Origin of the sequence: Reyranella sp., from assembly GCF_965249915.1 — a bacterium.
Lineage (GTDB): Bacteria > Pseudomonadota > Alphaproteobacteria > Reyranellales > Reyranellaceae > Reyranella.
Genome location: NZ_OZ252257.1, coordinates 1,185,427 through 1,204,726 on the forward strand (window position 1 = coordinate 1,185,427; position 19,300 = coordinate 1,204,726).

Below are 19,300 nucleotides of genomic sequence, written 5' to 3' on the forward strand. Positions count from 1 at the left end.
GCAGAAAAATCAGGAGCTTCAGGTGCAGGAGGTGGCTGGGGGACCTGGATTCGAACCAAGACTAACCGGGTCAGAGCCAGTTGTTCTACCGTTAAACTATCCCCCAAGGACCCTGCGGACCTCGTCGGCGCACGATTTAGCGATGACGGAACCGATTGGCAAGCGGGGCCTCGCCGTGGACTGTTTCCTCGGTTACGATCCCCACCAAGGAAGAGTTGTGAATGACCGGGGAATCCACGCCCAAGGGAGGCTGGCACAGCGGTCGATTTGCGCACACCTTCGCTGCCATCGATCTCGGCACCAACAATTGCCGGCTCCTGGTGGCGAAGGCATCGGTCGAGGGTTTTGAGGTGATCGATGCCTATTCTCGCCCCGTTCGGCTGGGCGAGGGGGTGGCGCTGAGCGGTTCGCTATGCGGGGAAGCCATCGAACGCACGCTGCATGCGCTTGGCGTCTGCGCGGCCAAAATCGAGCGCAACGGCGTGACCCGTGCCCGTCACATCGCGACCGAGGCATGCCGCCGCGCCGGCAACGCCGGCGACTTCCTGGGCATGGTGAAAGCGCGCACCGGCCTCAGCTTCGACCTGATCCAGCCGCCGGAAGAGGCGAGGCTGGCCCTCGCGAGCTGCGAGAACCTGCTGGATCCCGACATCCCCTTTGCCCTGCTGGTCGATATCGGCGGCGGCTCGACCGAGGTGAGCTGGATCAGGGTCACGCCGCGCCCGGGTCGCCCCGGCTGTGCGACGACCGAGCTGATCGGCATGACCTCGGTGCCCTGGGGCGTCGTTACGCTGACGGAATCCTGCACGCGCGGCCAGCCGCGTGAGCGGGCGCTGACCCGGGCGTGCTACGCCGACATGGTCGAGCGGATCCAGAGCGACCTCCGGCCTTTCTGCGCGCTGCACCAGATCGGACCGACGATCGCGCGCGGCGAAGTCCAGATGATTGGCGCCTCCGGCACCGTGACGACGATCAGTGCACACCATCAGGGCCTGAAGCGCTATAACCGCACCCTGGTCGACGGTTCGCGAATCGGCCGAGAGGAGATCTTGCGTATCTGTGAAGAGCTTTCCACGCTGTCGGTCGATCAACTCACCCATCTGCCCTGCATCGGCGACGATCGTGCCGATCTGGCGCTGGCGGGTGGGGCGATCCTCGAGGCGGTCTGCCGGCAATGGGCGGCACCGGTCGTGCGGGTGGCCGACCGCGGCCTGCGCGAGGGCGTGCTGATGGACCTGATGCGCGAGGCCGATCGCGAGGCCGACCAGCACTGCCGCCGGGGCGGCTGACCATGGCAAAAGACACAAAGGGCAGCGTCCCCACGGGCCGGCGCGCCACGGTCCGCGTCAAGACGGCGCGCGGGCGCACCGTCTCCTCCCAGCGCTGGCTGCAGCGCCAGCTCAACGATCCCTATGTCGAGGAGGCCAAGAAGCGCGGCTATCGCTCGCGCGCGGCCTTCAAGCTGCTGCAGATCGACGACCAGTTCCATTTCCTGAAGCCGGGCGGCCGGGTCATCGATCTCGGCGCGGCGCCGGGCGGCTGGACGCAGGTTTCGGTCGAACGGGTGAGTTCGGGCAAGAACAAGGGGGTGGTGATCGGCATCGATCTCACGCCGGTCGAGCCGATCGCAGGGGCCACCGTGCTCGCCAAGGACTTCTATGACGACGATGCGCCCGCGCTGCTGACTGAGCTGCTGGGCGGGCCGGCCGACGTCGTGCTGAGCGACATGGCGGCCGCGGCGACGGGCGAGACCCAGGTCGACCATATGCGGATCATGGGGCTGGCGGAGGCCGCCCACGACTTCGCCCGCGAGATCCTGAAGCCCGGCGGCGCCTTCGTCGCCAAGGTGCTGCGCGGCGGCACCGAGCGGACCCTGCTCGACCGGCTGAAGAAGGACTTCGAGAAGGTTCGTCACTTCAAGCCAGAGGCCAGCCGAGCCGATTCGGCGGAAATGTATGTCGTCGGCACGGGCTTCCGCGGATAGATTTCGCCGGTTCTGTCCCAACCGGAGAAAGTCCCATGTCGCTCGGCATGTACGGTGCCTCGATTCCCGTCTACCAGCGCCAGCTCGGCGCTCTGGCCAAGGTCCTGGAGAAGGGCTCGGCCTGGGCCGCGGCCAAGAAGATCGACGAGGCCGTCCTGGGGGCGACCCGGCTGACGCCGGACATGCTGCCGTTCACCCGCCAGGTGCAGATCGCCTGCCGTTTCGCCGAGGAGAGCGCGGCCCGCCTCGCCGGGGTCGAGGTGCCGGCGCCGCATGACAATGCCGAGAAGACGCTTGCGGAGCTGCAGAAGCGCATCGCTGCGGTGCTGGATTACATCAAGGGCTTCAAGGCGGAGCAGATCGACGGCAGCGAGAGCCGCGAGATCGTCCTGACCATCGCGGGCAATCCGCTGAAACTGAACGGAGAGCAGTATCTCCTGCACTTCGCCCTCCCGAACCTCTATTTCCACTGCACCACCGCCTACGCAATCTTGCGCCAGTCCGGTGTCGAAATCGGGAAACGCGATTTCCTGGGTGCCGTGTAGGGTTACCTGTGCATAACGGACACGCGTGAGCGCACTTGGCTTGTGCGCAGCACTGTGTATAACGGCTCGCCAACCCGGCGGCCCTCTCCGAGGGCCGCCGTTTTTATTTCTCCTCACTGGAGGTTGGTATGCAGATTCAGGAAGCGCTCACCTTCGATGACGTCCTCCTGAAGCCTGCTGCCTCGTCGGTCCTGCCCGGACAGACCGACACCCGCACACGCCTCACGCGCACCATCGAGCTCAACATCCCGCTGATGTCGGCGGCAATGGACACCGTCACCGAGTCGGGCATGGCGATCGCCATGGCCCAGGCCGGCGGCATCGGCGTCATCCACAAGAACCTCGAGCCCGAGGCGCAGGCCAACGAGGTCCGCCGGGTCAAGAAGTTCGAAAGCGGCATGGTGGTGAACCCCGTCACCATCCATCCCGACCAGACGCTGGCCGAGGCGCTGGCGCTGATGGAGGTCAACCAGATCTCGGGCATTCCCGTGGTCGAGCGCGGCAGCGGCAAGCTGGCGGGCATCCTGACCAACCGCGACGTCCGCTTCGCTACCGAGAGCGGCACGCCGGTCAGCACGCTGATGACCAAGGAACGCCTCGTCACCGTGACCGAAGGCGCGACCAAGGAAGAGGCCAAGCGGCTGCTCCACCAGTTCCGGATCGAGAAGCTGCTGGTGGTCGATGGGAACTATCGCTGCATCGGCCTGATCACCGTCAAGGACATCGAGAAGGCCAACAAGTTCCCGGGCGCCAGCAAGGACGAGAAGGGCCGGCTGCGCACGGCTGCGGCCACCGGCGTCGGCGAGGACGGGCTGCGCCGCGCCCAGCTGCTGATCGACGCCGATGTCGACGTCATCGTGGTCGACACCGCGCACGGCCATTCGCGCGGTGTGCTCGAGGCCGTGACGCGGGTGAAGAAGCTCAGCAACTACACCCAGGTGATGGCGGGCAACGTCGCCACGCGCGAGGGCGCCCAGGCGCTGATCGATGCCGGCGCCGATGCCGTCAAGATCGGCATCGGCCCGGGCTCGATCTGCACCACCCGCATGGTGGCCGGGGTCGGCGTGCCGCAGCTCACCGCCATCATGGAGGCGGCCGAGGCCTGCCGCGCCGCGGGCGTTCCCGCGATCGGCGACGGCGGCATCAAGTATTCCGGCGACCTCGCCAAGGCGATCGCCGCCGGCGCCGACTGCGCCATGATCGGCTCGCTACTGGCCGGCACGGACGAGGCGCCGGGCGAGGTGATCCTCTACCAGGGCCGCTCCTACAAGTCGTACCGCGGCATGGGCTCGATCGGCGCCATGGCGCGCGGCTCGGCCGACCGCTACTTCCAGCAGGAGGTGCAGAGCACGCTCAAGCTGGTGCCCGAGGGCATCGAGGGCCGCGTGCCCTACAAGGGTGCGGTGGGCAGCATCCTGCACCAGCTGGTCGGCGGCCTGCGGGCGGCCATGGGCTATACCGGCAACGGCACGATCCGCGAGATGCAGACCAATTGCCAGTTCCTGCGCATCACCGGCTCGGGCCTGCGCGAGAGCCACGTGCACGACGTCGAGATCATGCGCGAGGCGCCGAACTACCGCGGCGGCATGTAACCGTTCTTCAGCGCCTCGGCGATCCGCTCTGCCGCGATCCGGTGGCCGAGCGGGCCGGGGTGCGAGGACTGGAACATCGCGGCGTAACCGTCGCGCCTGACGCCCTCGTCGATGGCGTCGAACAGGTCGAGGGTGCCCAAGCCCGCGGCGCGGGCGCAGTCCAGCACGCTGCGCGAGAGGCGGCGCTGCTCGCCGGCATACTCGGCGTTCTTCCAGACATAGGGGTCGTATTCCGCCACCACGAGGGTCGGCACGTCGAGGCCGGCCAGCCGCTTCAGCAGCGGGCAGGCCATGGCCACGCCGGCGCCGCGCGGCAGCACGCGGACATGGTCGATCGACCATTCGTACTGCCAGCCTTTGTGGCGCAGGATCGTGTCGACCAGCACCGACCAGCCGAACAGGCGCTGCCAGAGGTCGAGGCTGGCCGAGGGCGACGGCGAGGGCGGGACGGGGACGTTGCGCAAGGTGAGGTCGTCGCCCGCCGGCTCGAAATAGGGCTTCTCCGCCCCCCACACGCGGCTCATCTCGCTGCGCCGCAGATCGTCGGCGATGAAGACCAGGACCAGCGCGGCCGGCTTGACCTCGGGCACCTGCTGCACGGCCCGCAGGACGGTCTGGTCGAGCCCGTAGCCGCTCACGCCCGCATTGACGGTGCGGCGGCCGATCAGCGGCTGCAGCAGGGCCGCCCAGGTCTCCTCGTCGCTCACCTCGTCGCCATGGGCATAGGAATCGCCCACCACCAGCACCGGCGGCTCGGCCAGCACGCTGCCGGCCGGGGCCGGGGTGAGGCGGTGGCCGTGCAGGTCGTAGGTGATGCCCTCCGCGGTGAATCCCGGTCTCAGGACGAAGCCCAGCTCGCTGTCGCGCTTCAGTCGTCCGGCGCCGGCGTTCAGCGTGGCCTGGCGCTCGGCTCGGATGATGTTGGACCAGTCCAGCAGTGCGGCGGGGCCGCGCCAGAGGCGGCAGCCCAGTTCGAGCATCAGGAGCGTCACCAGCACCGAGCCGACGACCAGCGCGGCCCGGCCGAACATTTCAGTTGGCCTTGTCGCCGAGGGCGCCGGCGACCAGCCGCGCGACCAGCCCATTGCCGCGGGCGTTCATGTGCCACAGCACGTAGAGATCGCGTGGCCGCGGCGTCGCCGCCAGGGCCTCGTAGGTGTCGAGCGTGGCCAGGCCGTTGCGGCGGGCGCAGTCCAGCAGGCCCGCCGTCAGGCGGCGCTGCTCGGCGGCAAATGTCGGATCGTCCCACACGACGGGATCGTATTCGGCGACCAGCAGCACCGGCGCGCCGCTGCTCTTCTGCAGTCCGGCCAGCCGCGCGGTGAGCCGGCAGGCGATGCGCTCGCCGGTGCCGGCCGGGTGGACGCGGATATGGTCGCCGAACCAGTCGTGCAGCAGGTCGAGCCGCCGCATGATGAAGTCGAAGGCGTAGGAATAGCCCAGGGTGCGCTGCCAGAAGGTCAGCGTGGTCTCGGCCGGGGCGCGCGGCGGCACCGGCACGTTGCGCAGCGCCAGCCCGTCGCCCTCGGGGTCGAAGTAGGGCTTGTCGGCGCTCCACAGGCGCCGCATCTCGGTGCGGCGGATATCGTCGGCGATGAAGGCCACGACGATGGCGCCCGGCCGGTAGACCGGCGCCAGCGCCTCGGCGCGCAGCACGGCCTGGTCGAAGCCGTAGCCGCTGACGCCGCCGTTCAGCACCCGCCGGCCGGTGATCCGCTGCAGATCGGCGGGCCAGCTGTCGCCGTCGCCGACCTCTTCGCCGAAGGTGAAGGAATCGCCCACCGCGAGGATCGGCGGCTTGTCGCCAGGGGGCACGGGCCCGGTGTCGCGCAAGCCGTCGCCGCCGATCGTGACGCCGGGCGCCGCATAGCCGGGACGCGGCCGGTAGCCCAGCCGGTCGTCATGCACCGAGCGGCCGTTGTCGGTCTCCGCCAGGACCTTGCGCGCGTCGAGCACGTAGTTCGGCCAGGCGAACAGCCAGGTCCAGGTCGAGGCGCGGACGCCCAGCTCGATCAGGCCGAGGCCGATCACCACCGAGACGAGGACGAGGATGGTGCGGTGGAGAAGCTCGGAGCGCGGACGTTGCGCGTCGGGCGTATTCATCGTAGCGGCATGCTTTGACAAGGAGACAGACGTGACACCGGGCGCGCGGGTGGCGGCCACCATAGAACTCCTCGACGAAATCGTCAGCCATAGCCTCTTGGGTGAAAGAGGGCGGCCGGCGGATCTCGTCGCCAATGCCTATTTCCGGGCCCGCCGCTTCATCGGCGGCGGCGACCGGCGGGCCGTGTCCGATCGCGTGTGGAGCATCCTGCGCCGCTACGGGCAGCTCGCCTGGTGGCTGGAGCGCACGCGCCATCCCGACCGCGGGGGGCGCGCCATCGTGGCCGCCGACCTGATGCTGGTCGAGGGGCTCGACATGGCCGGGCTCGAAAGCATGTTCGACGGCGGCACCTATCGCCCGTCGCGGCTCGACGAGGCCGAGTATCGCGCGCTGCGCCAGATGGAAGGCCATTCGCTGCCCCATCCCGAGCAGCCCGACTGGGTCCGCCTCAACGTCCAGGAATGGGTCGCGCCGCACTTCAAGGAGGCCTATGGCGAGGCTTGGGGCCGCGAGATCGCCGCCCTCGAGACGCCGCCGCCGGTCGATCTGCGCGTCAACCGGCTGAAGGCCACCGTCGAGCAGGCGCGCGAGGCGCTGGCCCGCGACGGCATCGAGACCGAGCCGATGCGCTACGCCACCGACGGTCTGCGCCTGCGCCGGCGGCTCTCGGTGGTGAAGGGCAATGCCTTCCAGAACGGCCTGGTCGAGATCCAGGACGAGGGCTCGCAGCTGGTGGCCGCGCTGGTCGATGCCCAGCCCGGCATGCAGATCGCCGACTATTGCGCCGGCGCCGGCGGCAAGACCCTGGCGATGGCCGCCCGCATGAACAACAAGGGCCGCGTCGTGGCGATGGACGTGTATGAGTCGCGGCTCGACCGCTCGGCCCAGCGGCTGCGCCGTGCCGGCGCCCATAACGTCGAGCGCCGGGCCATAGATGCCGACAACCGCAAATGGCTGAAGCGCCAGGCCGGCGCCTTCGACCGCGTGCTGGTCGATGCGCCCTGTACGGGGACGGGCACCTGGCGGCGCAATCCCGACGGCCGCTGGACCTTGCGGCCCGAGGATCTGGCCGAGCTGGTGCCCAAGCAGGCCGCCATCCTCGACGCCGCCGCCAGGCTGGTGAAGCCGGGCGGGGGCCTGATCTACGCCACCTGCTCGGTGCTGCCGGCCGAGAACGAGCACCAGATCGCCGCCTTCCTGGAGCGTCACCCCGAGTTCGAGGTGGTGCCGGTGGGCGCGCTGTGGCGCGACGTGCTGGAGAGCGAACCGCCGCCCGAGGTCGAGAACGGCCCGTACCTGCGGCTCTCGCCCCTGAAGCACGGCACCGACGGCTTCTTCGGCGCCGCCCTGGTGCGCAAGGCGGCGCAGAAGATCGCGCCGGCGCCTGTCCCCGAGTCCAACCCCGCGGAGGCCACCGCTGCCGAGGGCGCCGCCGAGGCGGCCCCGGAAGCGCCGGAGGAACCGGGCGAGGCCGCCGCGTGATCCGCATCCGCCGGGCCAGCCGTCACGACGCCGCGGCGATCGGGCGGGTCCATGTCGAGACCTGGCAGGCGACCTATGCCGGCCTGCTGCCCGACGCCATGCTGGTGGCCATGTCGGACGTCCGCCAGTCGGCCTGGTGGTCGCAGCTCCTGAAGGATCCCGGCGAGGCGCGCGGCGTGTTCGTGGCCGACGACCGCGACATGGGCGTGGTGGGCTTCGGAAGCTGCGGCCCGGTGCGCGATCCGCCGGAGGGGCTCGACGGCCGCGAGATCAAGGTGGGCGAGGTCTACACGCTCTACGTCGAGCCCGATTTCCAGAATCTCGGTCTCGGCCGCAAGCTGCTGGGTGCGTTGTTCCGCCAGCTCAAGGCCGACCGCTGCGATACCGCCGTGCTGTGGATGCTGGCCCAGAACCCGACCCGGTTCTTCTACGAGGGGCTGGGCGGCGAGCGGGTGGGCGAGCGGGTCGACACGCTGGGCGGCACCGACGTCGACGAGATCGCCTTCGCCTGGCACGACCTCGGCGCTCCGCTGATCCGGCGACGGCTGGCCGCGGAGGGGTGACCGTCCAACCCGCACAACCTCATCCTGGGGAGGCTGTGCAGCAGCCGTCTCGAAGGATGGGCTACAAGCACCGGGTCCGTTGCCCATCCTTCGAGACGCACGCCTTCGGCGCGCTCCTCAGGATGAGGTTGTTGGTGTGAATTCGGAGTGGTCTTTACGGTTGCTGCCCCGGCCCGTCACGCTTATATCGCCCCATGACCGACCGTTTGCTGATCGTCGATTTCGGTTCCCAGGTTACCCAGCTGATCGCCCGTCGCGTGCGCGAAGCCGGGGTTTACTGTGAAATCCTGCCCTTCCAGTCCGTCGATGACGCCCGGATCAAGGCGTTCGATCCGAGAGGCATCATCCTCTCCGGCGGCCCGGCCTCGGTGACCGAGGGCCAGTCGCCCACCGCCCATCCCGCCATCTTCAAAGCCGACGTGCCCGTCCTGGGCATCTGCTACGGCGAGCAGACCATGGCCAAGGAGCTGGGCGGCTCGGTCGAGAGCGGCCATCACCGCGAGTTCGGCCGCGCCGAGGTCGAGATCAAGGCCTCGACCCGCCTGTTCGAGGGCGTGTGGGAGCCGGGCGACCGCAAGCAGGTCTGGATGAGCCATGGCGACCGCGTGACGAAGCTGCCGGCCGGCTTCTCGGTCGTCGCCACCAGCGAGAACGCGCCCTTCGCCGCCATCGCCGACGAGAGCCGCGGCTATTACGGCGTGCAGTTCCACCCCGAGGTCATGCACACGCCCGACGGCGCCAAGCTGCTGCGCAACTTCGCGCTGAACATCGCCGGCGCCAAAGGCGACTGGACCATGGCCGCGTTCCGCGAGCGCGCCATCGAGCAGGTCCGCGCCCAGGTGGGCAAGGGCAAGGTGATCTGCGGCCTCAGCGGCGGCGTCGACTCGAGTGTCGTGGCCGTGCTGCTGCACGAGGCGATCGGCGACCAGCTGCAATGCGTGTTCGTCGACCACGGCCTCTTGCGCAAGGACGAGGGCGAGCAGGTCGTCCGCCTGTTCCGCGACCACTACAACATCCCGCTGGTCCACGCCGACGCCTCGGAGACCTTCCTGAAGGCGCTGGCCGGCGTCACCGACCCAGAGAAGAAGCGCAAGACGATCGGCGCGCTGTTCATCGACGTGTTCGAGGCCGAGGCCAAGAAGATCGGCGGCGCCCAGTTCCTGGCCCAGGGCACGCTCTATCCCGACGTGATCGAGTCCGTCTCATTCACCGGCGGCCCGTCGGTGACGATCAAGAGCCATCACAATGTCGGCGGCCTGCCCGAGCGCATGAACATGAAGCTGGTCGAGCCGTTGCGCGAGCTCTTCAAGGACGAGGTGAGGGCGCTCGGCCGCGAGCTGGGCCTGCCGGCCGACCTGGTGAACCGCCACCCGTTCCCCGGTCCCGGCCTCGCCATCCGCATCCCCGGCGACATCACCAAGGAAAAGCTCGACCTGCTGCGCCAGGTCGACGCCGTCTATCTCGACGAGATCCGCAAGGCCGGCCTCTACGACGAGATCTGGCAGGCCTTCGCAGTCCTCTTGCCGGTCCGCACCGTCGGCGTGATGGGCGACGGCCGCACCTACGACCAGGCCTGCGCGCTCCGCGCCGTCACCTCGACCGACGGCATGACCGCCGACTACTACCCGTTCGACCACGCCTTCCTGGGCAGGGTCGCCAACCGCATCATCAACGAATGCCGCGGCGTGAACCGGGTGACCTACGACATCACCAGCAAGCCGCCGGGGACGATCGAGTGGGAGTGAGCGCCCGTGGCGCTCATCCCGAGCACTTGCAAGGGATCCAAGCGCGAGCCTTTGCGAGGGATCTGCTCCCACGTGATGTGAGTTACGTCACTCGAGTCTCCGCTCCAGGTTCACCCAAACGCAAACCTCATCCTGAGGAGGCTGCGCAGCAGCCGTCTCGAAGGATGGGCAACAGACGCGGTGCTCGTACCCATCCTTCGAGACGCGCCGTGGAGTTTACCCCGAGGTACTCGAGGGGCGGCGCTTCCCAGGATGAGGCAAGTGCCTGAATCGATTCCGAACCCGCCGCCATCCCGCGACGCCAGCGCGACCCCGTACCCGGCCGCAAGGGCGGCGATAGAGACGCCCGGCCCCGAAACGCCCCGCCGGCCGCGCACGCCCGGAAATGAGAACCATTCGCGCCGGATTCCGGGGGTGCGACGTTCATTTCGAATGTTTCGTTTATTTCGGTTATTTCGTTTGTAGCCCAAAAATTGCCGCCAGGACGCGGGGCGGAACGGGATCCGGAGCGGCCGCGAGGCGAGCGCCGATCTGCGCAATCCGGGCTATCAGGGCGGGCCAGGGGGAGAGGCAGCCCCTGAAAAACCGGTCGAGCGCTCTGTTCGCCCTCGTCTGTTCGCTCGGCTCGAGCCCGTGCTTCGCGGCGGACACGCCAAGCGAGCCGGGCTGCTACGTCGGACTGTTCGGGCGGCGCCGGTTCGGCCTCGTCGATGAGCGCGCGGCAGAAAGGTGGCTATCTTCCCGGCCCCTTGAACACGCGGGTCGGCGTCGATGCCCAGGGCAAGACCGGCGGCGAACCCGTCGGCGTGCTGGGCCTCCAGGCGGGCTACGAAGGGAAGCGCCAGCCCTTCGGGCCATCGGAATGGGCCCTGAAGCCCGCCGCCGAGCTGGAGGGGCTCTACATCGGGCAGCAATCGCCGGTCGGCGACATGCCCATCACCCCCGGCGTCCTGGGAACGCAGGATGTCACCCTTCCCATGACCGTCGGCGTGGTGCTCGCGAACGCGGTCTTCACCGGCGAGACGCCCTGATCAAGCAGGATCTTTCCCTATCTCGGCGTGGGCGCGGGCGTGGCGCGCGTCTCTATCCAGGGAGCCAATTCCACCAGCCCCAGCGAGCCCGGCATCAAACATTTCGACTCGAGGCCGGACGCGTCGGCGACGGCCTTCGCGATTCAATTCAAGGCCGGCCTGAAAGGGGAGGTGGCCAGGAACCTGCTCCTGTTCGCCGAATACAGGCACCTCTCCCTCAATCCCACGCAGTACACGTTCGGCGAGACGCTTCGCCCTCACTTGCCGACGGATCCTGGACGGTGAGTTTGGGGCGTCAGTCGTACAACCTGTTCGTGGCTGGCCTGCAGATTAGGTTCTGAACGGCATGCCTGCCGACTACTACCCGTCCGATCGCGCTTCCCGGGCCTCGTCGCCAACCGCCTCATCGACGAGGTGCAGGGCGTGAACCGCGTGACGTACGACATCGCGAGCGAGCCGCCGGGTGCGCTCAAGTGAGTTGAACAAAGGCCAATGGATATGTGGTGCGACGGCTGATTAACTTTCCGGCCTCGAAATAAATGAGCTGATATATACGTACGGGTCGAGATCAAATGTCCGGCTCAGCTCAGAAGCATTGTATTCGGTGATGGGCCGGGCGCGATGACGTAGTTAAGCTGTTTCTCGCCAATCAGATGATTGCTCGGCGAATGGGCTTTTCTGAGCTCAATCGTTTGTTCAATGGGGAGTATGCTTCAACCCGAGCCGAGGAAGCATTCGATGCGGGTGAGCACTTTCTGCTGAAGCCACTTACAACTACGATTTTCCCCCTCGTCGCTGCAAATGCGGCGGACGATAGCCGTACTATCGTCGATATCTTACGACGTCAGAGCCCGGCTTTCTCTGTCGATGGTGTCAATGCGGAAAAATCGCTCAAGTCAATGGTCGAAACCGCACTTAGCTTAGTCAAACAACTGAGTGGGCTATGGAAATCTGGCACAATCGGTGAGGTGTTACGCTTCAGCATTGCCAAGCAGCTCATTGCTGCAGAGAAGGCGGAGGAACATTTGGCGCGCGGCCCCAGAGCCGAGAAGTTTGACGAGGCAGTCCATAGTTTAGATAAAGGCGATTGGCTGGCTGATGCGTTGTTTGCAATGCCCACAGTGGAAATTGAACGTTATGCGTCTTTCATATCTAACAACACGGCTTTTAGTACGCAGCACGGAGTCAAAGGCGAGGAATACGCAAAGGTTGTAGTTGTCTATGACGATGTGGAGGCGGGTTGGAATCTCTACAATTTCAGCAAGATGTTTACACCTGCCACTTCAGGAGAGCCGACTGATGGACAACGCGATAGAGGTCGGCGGCTTGCCTATGTGTCGTTCTCTCGTGCGCTCGAAGACTTGCGCGTGCTTTTATTCACGACTAATCCGACCGCGGCTCGACAGGAGCTTATTGACCGGAAACTGGTCGAGCCGGAGCAGATAGATATTGTAGTTCCTGATTAAGATCAGTGCACGCTGGAGGACTTGGTGAGCAGGCGAGCCCGCAAGTCCGGGCTCGATGGCGAGGGCACAAGTGCGCATAGTACATGATTGCTCTGGTTGGCTTGCCGGCTCTTTCCGACAAGCAACGCGCATCAGACGTCGGCGAGTGTCTGGGATGAGGGCTGTCTCGGCGGTCAAAGACGGCATCGGGTCCGCGAGCTGGCTGGCCGAAGAGAGCGCCGCGTTTGAGGCGGCGTAGGCCCGCCTTTGCAGGTTTGTGACGCCGATTTGGTTTTCAGTGCCTGAGCGGATACCTAAGACCATCATTCCCGACCGCGATGCGCCCCATCCGCAACCTCATCCTCGTCCTGGGCGACCAGCTGATGCCAGACATCACCAGCCTCGCCGCCGGCGATCCGGGGCTGGATCTCATGCTCATGGCGGAGTTGGAGGACGAGGCGCGCTCCGTGCGCCATCACATGAAGAAGATCGCCTTCCTGTTCTCGGCCATGCGTCCCTTCGCCGGACAGCTGCGCGAGCTGGGCTGGACGGTCGAGTACGTGACCCTGGACGCCGCCGAGAATCGCGGTTCCTTCACCGCGCAGCAGGGCTAGGCCGTCGCCCGCCACCTGCCCGAGCGGGTGGTCGTGACCGAGGCGGGGGAGTGGCGGGTCCGGCAGATGCAGGCCTCCTGGGCCGAGCGGTTCTCGCTGCCCGTGGACATAATGTCGGACGAGCGCTTCCTGTGCCCGACGGCCGACTTCGCACGCTGGGCGGCGGGGCGCACGGCGTCGATCTAGCGCGCATCATCCTGGTCACTTGCAAAGGATTTTTGCCTCACCGGCAATCGCTTGTCAGGCCCGGCCTCTCGACAGGATCCGGCGGCCCAGCGGTTTGACCCGGCGCCAGAGGGGCGACAGCACGCGGCTGGTCAAGGGGATCGCCAGCAGCCCGATGACAAGTCCGGCCACGCCGAAGCCGGCGGCTTCCACCGCCCAGGCGACGACCGGCTTGGCCACGGGAACGGCGCGCGCGACGGCGGCGCCGGCGTCGTGCAGCATGTGCGTCGGTCCGCCGAGGCCATAGGCGTCGAGGCCGTGCAGGATGATGCCGCCGCCGACCCAGATCATCGCCGCCGTGCCGATCGCCGCGAGCGCCTTCAGGAGATGCGGCATGGCCCGCACGATCGCGCGGCCCGTGACGCGCAACGGCGCGGCAAGCGCCGAGGCCGGCGACAGCCGGGCCAGCGCCAGGCCGAAATCGTCCGCTTTGACGATCAGGGCCACGGCGCCGTAGACGGCCGCGGTGATGCCGACGGCCACGACGGCGAGAATGATCGCCTGCCTCAGCCAGCCGTCCGCGGGCAGGGAGGCCAGCGTGATCGCCATGATCTCGGCCGAGAGGATGAAGTCGGTCTTGATGGCGCTCGCGATCTTCTGATCCTCGACGGTCCGCGCATCGAGGGCGACCGGCTCGATCGTCGCCTCGTGAGCCTGCGCCTCGTGCGGGAAAACGACTTCGTAGAGCTTCTCCGCGCCTTCGTAGCAGAGGTAGGCCCCGCCGATCATCAGAAGCGGCGTGATCGCCCCGGGCAGCAGGAGGCTGAGCGCCAGGGCCGCGGGGAGGAGGATCAGGATCTTGTTGCGCAGCGAGCCGAGCGCGATCCGGCCGATGATCGGCAGCTCGCGCGCCGGGCTGAAGTCGGTGACGTAGCGTGGGGTGACGGCCGTGTCGTCGATGACCACGCCGGCCGCCTTGATGCCGGCCTTTGCCGACTGTCCGGCGATGTCGTCGATCGAGGCGGCGGCGAGCTTCGCCAGGGAGGCGATGTCGTCGAGCAGCGCCACGAGACCGCCGCTCATGGCCGCCCCTCATGCTGAAGCGACCGAGGACGCCGAAGCGACTGGGGAGAACAGCCCAGGGGGCCCGTCACTGCCATGTCGAGGTTTCCTCTTTTGCCAATGCGCTCGGCGGGCCGCCGGGATGACCTGTTAGGTGGGAGATGTCTAAGGCGCGGTCAAGGCAGGGCCGACGAGGCTTCGGCTCGGCATGACCGTACCGTCACGAAGAGAGTGGGCCGGCAAGGACAATCCGCGGCCCACCGCGCTCCGCCCGCCGCCGGCGTGTGAGGATCGGCTGTGCCTGCACCGAGGCATGATCACCACATCGTCGCAGAGCCTGCAGACGTCGCGGGTGTAAAAACGTCCCGCGAGATCCATCGCCCGGTCGCTCTCTTCTTCCCCCGGGGATCGCAACGGCGCTGGCTCTCTCTCGTGCAAGTGGAAGGGCGGTTGCGCGTCGATCCGCCGGACGCTCGAAGAAGTGATCGGAGCGCGGCTTGACCGGCACCGGAAGACCATAGTCGAGATGTTGCCGTAGGCCCCATCGTTCGAGGTGTCAGTGACAGTCCTTTTGCCGGTCGACGTGCCCCGCTGCGGGGCAACCCGCCTTCGGGCATCGGCCTCGGGTCGCATTGGACGCATTCCAGCCTGCGCACGCTTTGCGAGCGACACTGAAGAGCGGGGGCCACCGGTCTTGCTGAAAGGTGAGGTGAGGCGGATCGGTCCTGGGCGCTCGGCGGCGAGCACGCGGGGCCGTCGACGCGAGGCAATGAGCCGGCGTTTTCCGGGGCGGCCGGCAGACGGTTTGGCGCAGGCGCTCGGCGTCCCCGCCCGGTCCGCGCGTGGCCGCGGGCCTCTGTCCCCGCCGTGGCATGTTGAATGCTTCTTTGTTTCAGTAACGCGACCGCGTCGCATCGGGATTTGAGCCCGTTGCGTCTCTGGATTCGGGTTTGTCTATGTGGTTCATGCTGGGGTAGTTGTTTGCCGTCCCGTCACCGAGGAGCGTTGCCGAGTGGATAGTATTGCGACCAGCAGCTCCCTCAAGCTGGGCAGCGCGGCGCTTGAGGACATTCTTTGCCGAGTGAGCCCGGTGGGCGTTCTGGGAGAGCTTGTCCCGCACGCCACCGATGCGTGGTCGATCCAGCTCCCGGGGCTCGACGCCCTGCCCCGTTTCGAGGGGGAACCGGCCCGGCTGCGCATTTGTATTGCAACGGAAGACATCGTCGGTCCCGTCCGCAACGGCGGCATCGGGACGACCTATTCGGCCCTCTCCGAACTGCTCGCCAAGCTCGGGCACGACGTGACGATTCTCTACCTCAAGGGACACGAGGTCGAGAACGGCACGATCGAACAATGGATAGACTTCTACGCGGCCAAGTCCGTCAAGTTCGTGCCTGTTCCCAATTATGCCGCGACGGACAAGTTCCAGACCGGCGCCGACCGCTGGCTGCACGCCCCCTACAACATGCTGAAATACCTGACCGACCATCCGATGGACGTGGTGCACGTCTCGGAATGGCGCGGCTCGGGTTACCTCAGCCTGCTGGCGAAGCGCCAACGCCTCGCGTTCCAGGAAACCCTGTTCATCGTCAAGACCTCGTCGCCCTGGATCTGGAACCGGCTCTACGGGTCGCAGCCGCTCGACCGGATCGACGACCTGGCGAAGGTCCACGCCGAGAGGCGCAGCGTCGAGTTCGCCGACATCGTGATCGGCGGCAGCCTTCATCTGCTGCGCTGGATGGCCAGCCAGGGCTACAGCATTCCGCGCGATCGCACCTTCGTTCAGCCCAACGTGGCGACCTTCGACCATCTCTCCGAGCTGATGACCGCCCGGAACTGGGCGAGGGGCCAGCGCCATCCGATCGACGAGATCGTGTTCTTCGGTCGTCTGGAGGCGCGCAAGGGTCTCTTCACCTTCGTGCAGGCGATCAAGCGCCTGCTGCGGCAGAACGTGCAGCTGCCGCCGCAGATCACGTTCATGGGCAAGCCGGGCGCCCGGTTGATGGCGCGTCCCGACCAGGACATCGTGGACTATATCACGTCGGAGACGGCCGACTGGCCGACCAAGGTCGAGATCCTGAGCGAGTTCCAGCAGTACGACGCGCTCAAGTACCTGCTGAGCGGCAATCGCCTGGCGGTGATGCCGTCGACGATCGAGAATTCCTCGCTGGCGGTCTATGAGGCCGCGATCTGCGGCATTCCGTTCATCGCCTCGGCGTCGGGCGGTACGCCCGAACTGGTGGCGGCGGCCGATCACGAGCCGGTGCTGTGCGAGGCCCATCCCATTCCGCTGGCGGACAAGATCGCCGAGGCCCTGAAGCTGGGCGGGTACGTCGCGCATCCGAGCTTCGACAACAACGAGATTCTGGAGCAATGGCGGCGCTTCCATCTCGATCTCGGGCGCGGCCTGCTCGAGCGGCTGCTGCTGAACGCCCAGGGCGGCCCCGAGCTGCTCTCGACCGTCTCGGTCTGTGTTTACCATACGGGCGGGCCCGAGACCCTGCGGACGACATTGCAGTCGATCAAGGAGCAGGATCATCCTCCCGAAGAGGTCCTGATTGCCGTCGATACCGACGACGTGGCCTCGCTCGAGGAAGCGCGCTCGATCGCCGAGGCGCTGGCCCTCGATGTCGTCGTCGTGCCGGCCTTCGACCTCGATGCCGGACTGTCGTTCAACCTGCTGGCGGAGCAGGCACGCGGCGATTTCCTGCTGTTCCTGTGGGCGGGGTCGACGCTTCGTCCGATGGCGCTGCGGGCCCTCACCAAGGTGGCGGCGTCGAGCAATGCCGAACTGGTGAACTATTTCTTCCGGGTGACCCACTCGGCCGAGCAGTCGGAAAAGGACTATCTGAGCGCGATCGTGCTCGGCAACATCGCCCAGAGCTTCTTCAGGACGGACGTGACGGCCGTGCCGCTGCTGGTGCGACGCCGGACCTTTGCCGAACTCGGCGGCTTCACCTCCGACTACCGCGTTCTCGCGCACGACCATGAGCTGGTGGCGAAAGCCCAGATCAGCGGCGTTCACTGCGAGACGGCCCTGCTCGAACTGGGAACGGTGCCGGCGTGGGACGAGGAGTGGCTGAAGGTCAAGTGCTACGACCAGTCGGTGGCCCTCTTCAGGGCGATCCGGCCGGAGCTTGCCGCCGCGCCGCTGGCCTTGCGGGAACTTCTCTTGATGGCCAAGGGCCTGCAGCAGTCCGGCGTGCGCCGGCGCGGGCCCGCCAACAAGAAGCCCCGCGCCGAGAAGGTCGACATGGAGGCCGAGGGGCCGATCGGCAGGCTGCTGTACGCCTTGTCGAAGGAGGTGCTGGAAGGGGAGAAGCCCGCCAAGCCGAAGCCGCCGGCGGCTCCCGCCGCCAAGCCGGCGGCCGCACCGGCCGTCAAGCCACCGGCCCTCGGAACCACGACGAAGTCGTCGCCGGCCGCAGACGGTGCACCAGCTCCCCAAAAGGCGCCGTCGCCCTCCGACGGCGCACCGGCGATCATCCGGCCCCAGGACGTCGCGAGCGCCGTTCGCCGGGATGTCGCGGCCGCTCGACAGGCCGCCGTTCGCGGGGCGGGACTGGTCAAGCTGATCGACGAGCTCTCGGCGGATGTGGTCGAGGTGGAGCCGTCGCCGCCCAAGGCGAAGCCCAAGCGCGAGCGGGTCACCGACCCGCGCCCGCCCGTAAAGGTGGCCCCCCGCACCGAAGCCACGCCCTATCGCCTGTCCTCCAGCGGCGGGCAGAATTATTCCGGCCGACTCCTGGGCGTGTACGACGGCACGGCCTATGGCTGGGTCCGCAACGACGATCGTCCCGACGACGTCATCGAAGTCGAAGTCGTCATGGACGGGGCGCCGGCCCAGTTGCTGCGCGCCGATGAGAGCCCGCCGACGGTCTTGCCGCCGTCGCTGCAGTTGCGCGGCCACGGATTCGTGCTGCCCCTTTGGAACAAGTGGGAGAAGATGCTGCGCAAGCCGTCCGAGAAGAACGTGCTCCTTCGAATCAAGGACACCCGGACGACGTTGGCGTCGTTCTCGGCCAGACGCGATCCCTCCGACCTCCAGGCGGCGGGGTTCGACGGCCATTGCGATATCGTCGATGCCAATCTCCAGGGGTGGGTGTGGCGACCCGCCGATCCGCAGAACACCGTCGACGTTTCGGTTTTCGTCGATGGGAGTTTCCTCAGCCGGACCACGGCTTCCCTGATGCGCGACGACCTCAAGGCGGCCGGTGTGGGCGACGGAGGCTACGGGTTCCGCATCCCGCTGCCCAAGTCGTTGCGCGACGGCACGCCGCGACGGGTCGATGTGGTCGTGGCCGAATCGGGCGTGTTTCTCAAGCAGGGCCGGCTGACGCTGGTGGGCGACGAGCTGAGCGCCGTCGAGGCGCCGACCTGGACGAGGCGACTTCGCAAGCTCGGCTCGGCCCATTGACAGCCTGCGCCTGTCGCGTCCCGAGACCCGCGGCGAAGGCTTCGCCCTGAACCTCGAAGACAGGGCTTTGCTCCTCCCATGCCAATGAACTTTGACGTCTGGCCCGCTGCAACGTCCGTGCGATCAAGTGACCGGCGGGACCGGTCCGGCAGAGAAACACACTAAAGTCCGGGAAATAGTATCGCACTTTGGCGAGGGCTTTTTCGGCAAAGAGGCCCGGCGGGCTTGGAGAAGGGGAGCGTCGAGGATCGGTTGCCCGGACGCAGCGATGGCGGCCGTCCAGACGTCCATTGCCTCCGTTGCTGACAAGGCTCCGCTTATCACGTCACCGGGCTGCGGCCGCTGTGTTCGAAGCGGAACGGTTGCGCCCTCGACAGCCGAGAGGCTTCACAGGAGATGCAATCGGGCTTTCTCTCTCCTGTCAGATGAGCTGCGATCGCCTCCGCCAGCTCATGCCAATTGGGGAGCGAAAAGCCTTGATCGCCCCAGAATGGTTCTTACGGGTGTTTTTGTCGGTTCAGCGGGCTCGCTGGGGCTCCAAGTCAAGCGGG

Annotated in this window: 15 protein-coding genes, 1 tRNA gene and 1 pseudogene; 13 read left to right on the forward strand and 4 right to left on the reverse strand. The window is 67.2% G+C overall.

What is annotated here, in order from left to right:
- Positions 1-32: 32 nt before the first annotated feature.
- Positions 33-106, reverse strand: a tRNA-Gln gene (locus ACP15H_RS05885).
- A 115-nt stretch (positions 107-221) separates the two neighbouring features.
- Here ACP15H_RS05885 and ACP15H_RS05890 point away from each other — a divergent pair.
- The 4 genes from ACP15H_RS05890 (at position 222) to guaB (ending at position 4,121) form a co-directional block, all read left to right on the forward strand.
- Positions 222-1,289, forward strand: a complete 1,068-nt coding sequence (locus tag ACP15H_RS05890) for a Ppx/GppA phosphatase family protein (protein ID WP_425065272.1) — start codon at positions 222-224, stop codon at positions 1,287-1,289.
- A gap of 2 nt (positions 1,290-1,291) precedes the next feature.
- A complete protein-coding gene (locus ACP15H_RS05895) occupies positions 1,292-1,984 on the forward strand; it encodes an RlmE family RNA methyltransferase (RefSeq protein ID WP_425065273.1) in 693 nt (230 codons plus the stop codon).
- Positions 1,985-2,019: 35 nt separating this feature from the next.
- Complete coding sequence (locus tag ACP15H_RS05900) at positions 2,020-2,529, forward strand: DUF1993 domain-containing protein (protein ID WP_425065274.1); 510 nt, start codon at positions 2,020-2,022, stop codon at positions 2,527-2,529.
- Between the two features lie 128 nt (positions 2,530-2,657).
- Positions 2,658-4,121: an IMP dehydrogenase gene (gene guaB, locus ACP15H_RS05905; RefSeq protein WP_425065275.1), complete on the forward strand. Its 1,464-nt coding sequence runs from the start codon at positions 2,658-2,660 to the stop codon at positions 4,119-4,121.
- Here guaB and ACP15H_RS05910 read toward each other — a convergent pair.
- Both ACP15H_RS05910 and ACP15H_RS05915 read right to left on the reverse strand, forming a co-directional pair.
- Positions 4,103-5,152 (reverse strand): SGNH/GDSL hydrolase family protein, encoded by a 1,050-nt coding sequence (locus ACP15H_RS05910; RefSeq protein ID WP_425065276.1) that lies wholly within the window; start codon positions 5,150-5,152, stop codon positions 4,103-4,105. The two genes, guaB and ACP15H_RS05910, sit on opposite strands and share 19 nt — an antisense overlap.
- 1 nt (position 5,153) lies before the next feature.
- Entirely contained in the window at positions 5,154-6,224 is a 1,071-nt protein-coding gene (locus tag ACP15H_RS05915) for an SGNH/GDSL hydrolase family protein (RefSeq protein WP_425065277.1), read from the reverse strand.
- A 31-nt stretch (positions 6,225-6,255) separates the two neighbouring features.
- On the opposite strand from ACP15H_RS05915, the gene ACP15H_RS05920 reads away from it, so the two are divergent.
- From ACP15H_RS05920 to ACP15H_RS05955, 8 genes and pseudogenes are all read left to right on the forward strand, one after another.
- Positions 6,256-7,707: an RsmB/NOP family class I SAM-dependent RNA methyltransferase gene (locus ACP15H_RS05920; RefSeq protein WP_425065278.1), complete on the forward strand. Its 1,452-nt coding sequence runs from the start codon at positions 6,256-6,258 to the stop codon at positions 7,705-7,707.
- Positions 7,704-8,270, forward strand: a complete 567-nt coding sequence (locus ACP15H_RS05925) for an N-acetyltransferase family protein (RefSeq protein ID WP_425065279.1) — start codon at positions 7,704-7,706, stop codon at positions 8,268-8,270. Before ACP15H_RS05920 ends, ACP15H_RS05925 begins: the two co-directional genes overlap by 4 nt.
- Positions 8,271-8,464: 194 nt before the next feature.
- A complete protein-coding gene (gene guaA / locus ACP15H_RS05930; protein WP_425065280.1) occupies positions 8,465-10,015 on the forward strand; it encodes a glutamine-hydrolyzing GMP synthase in 1,551 nt (516 codons plus the stop codon).
- Positions 10,016-10,764: 749 nt separating this feature from the next.
- Positions 10,765-11,046 carry a hypothetical protein gene (locus tag ACP15H_RS05935; RefSeq protein ID WP_425065281.1) on the forward strand — a complete coding sequence of 94 codons (282 nt, stop codon included), beginning with the start codon at positions 10,765-10,767 and terminating at the stop codon, positions 11,044-11,046.
- Positions 11,047-11,073: 27 nt separating this feature from the next.
- A complete protein-coding gene (locus tag ACP15H_RS05940) occupies positions 11,074-11,331 on the forward strand; it encodes an outer membrane protein (RefSeq protein WP_425065282.1) in 258 nt (85 codons plus the stop codon).
- Between the two features lie 33 nt (positions 11,332-11,364).
- Positions 11,365-11,523 (forward strand): hypothetical protein, encoded by a 159-nt coding sequence (locus ACP15H_RS05945; RefSeq protein WP_425069865.1) that lies wholly within the window; start codon positions 11,365-11,367, stop codon positions 11,521-11,523.
- Positions 11,524-11,714: 191 nt separating this feature from the next.
- Entirely contained in the window at positions 11,715-12,512 is a 798-nt protein-coding gene (locus tag ACP15H_RS05950) for a hypothetical protein (RefSeq protein WP_425065283.1), read from the forward strand.
- A gap of 317 nt (positions 12,513-12,829) precedes the next feature.
- Positions 12,830-13,291: pseudogene (locus ACP15H_RS05955) on the forward strand (cryptochrome/photolyase family protein).
- Between the two features lie 54 nt (positions 13,292-13,345).
- Here ACP15H_RS05955 and ACP15H_RS05960 read toward each other — a convergent pair.
- A complete protein-coding gene (locus ACP15H_RS05960; RefSeq protein WP_425065284.1) occupies positions 13,346-14,353 on the reverse strand; it encodes a DUF808 domain-containing protein in 1,008 nt (335 codons plus the stop codon).
- A gap of 991 nt (positions 14,354-15,344) precedes the next feature.
- On the opposite strand from ACP15H_RS05960, the gene ACP15H_RS05965 reads away from it, so the two are divergent.
- Positions 15,345-18,749 (forward strand): glycosyltransferase, encoded by a 3,405-nt coding sequence (locus ACP15H_RS05965; RefSeq protein WP_425065285.1) that lies wholly within the window; start codon positions 15,345-15,347, stop codon positions 18,747-18,749.
- The last annotated feature ends 551 nt before the right edge of the window (positions 18,750-19,300 follow it).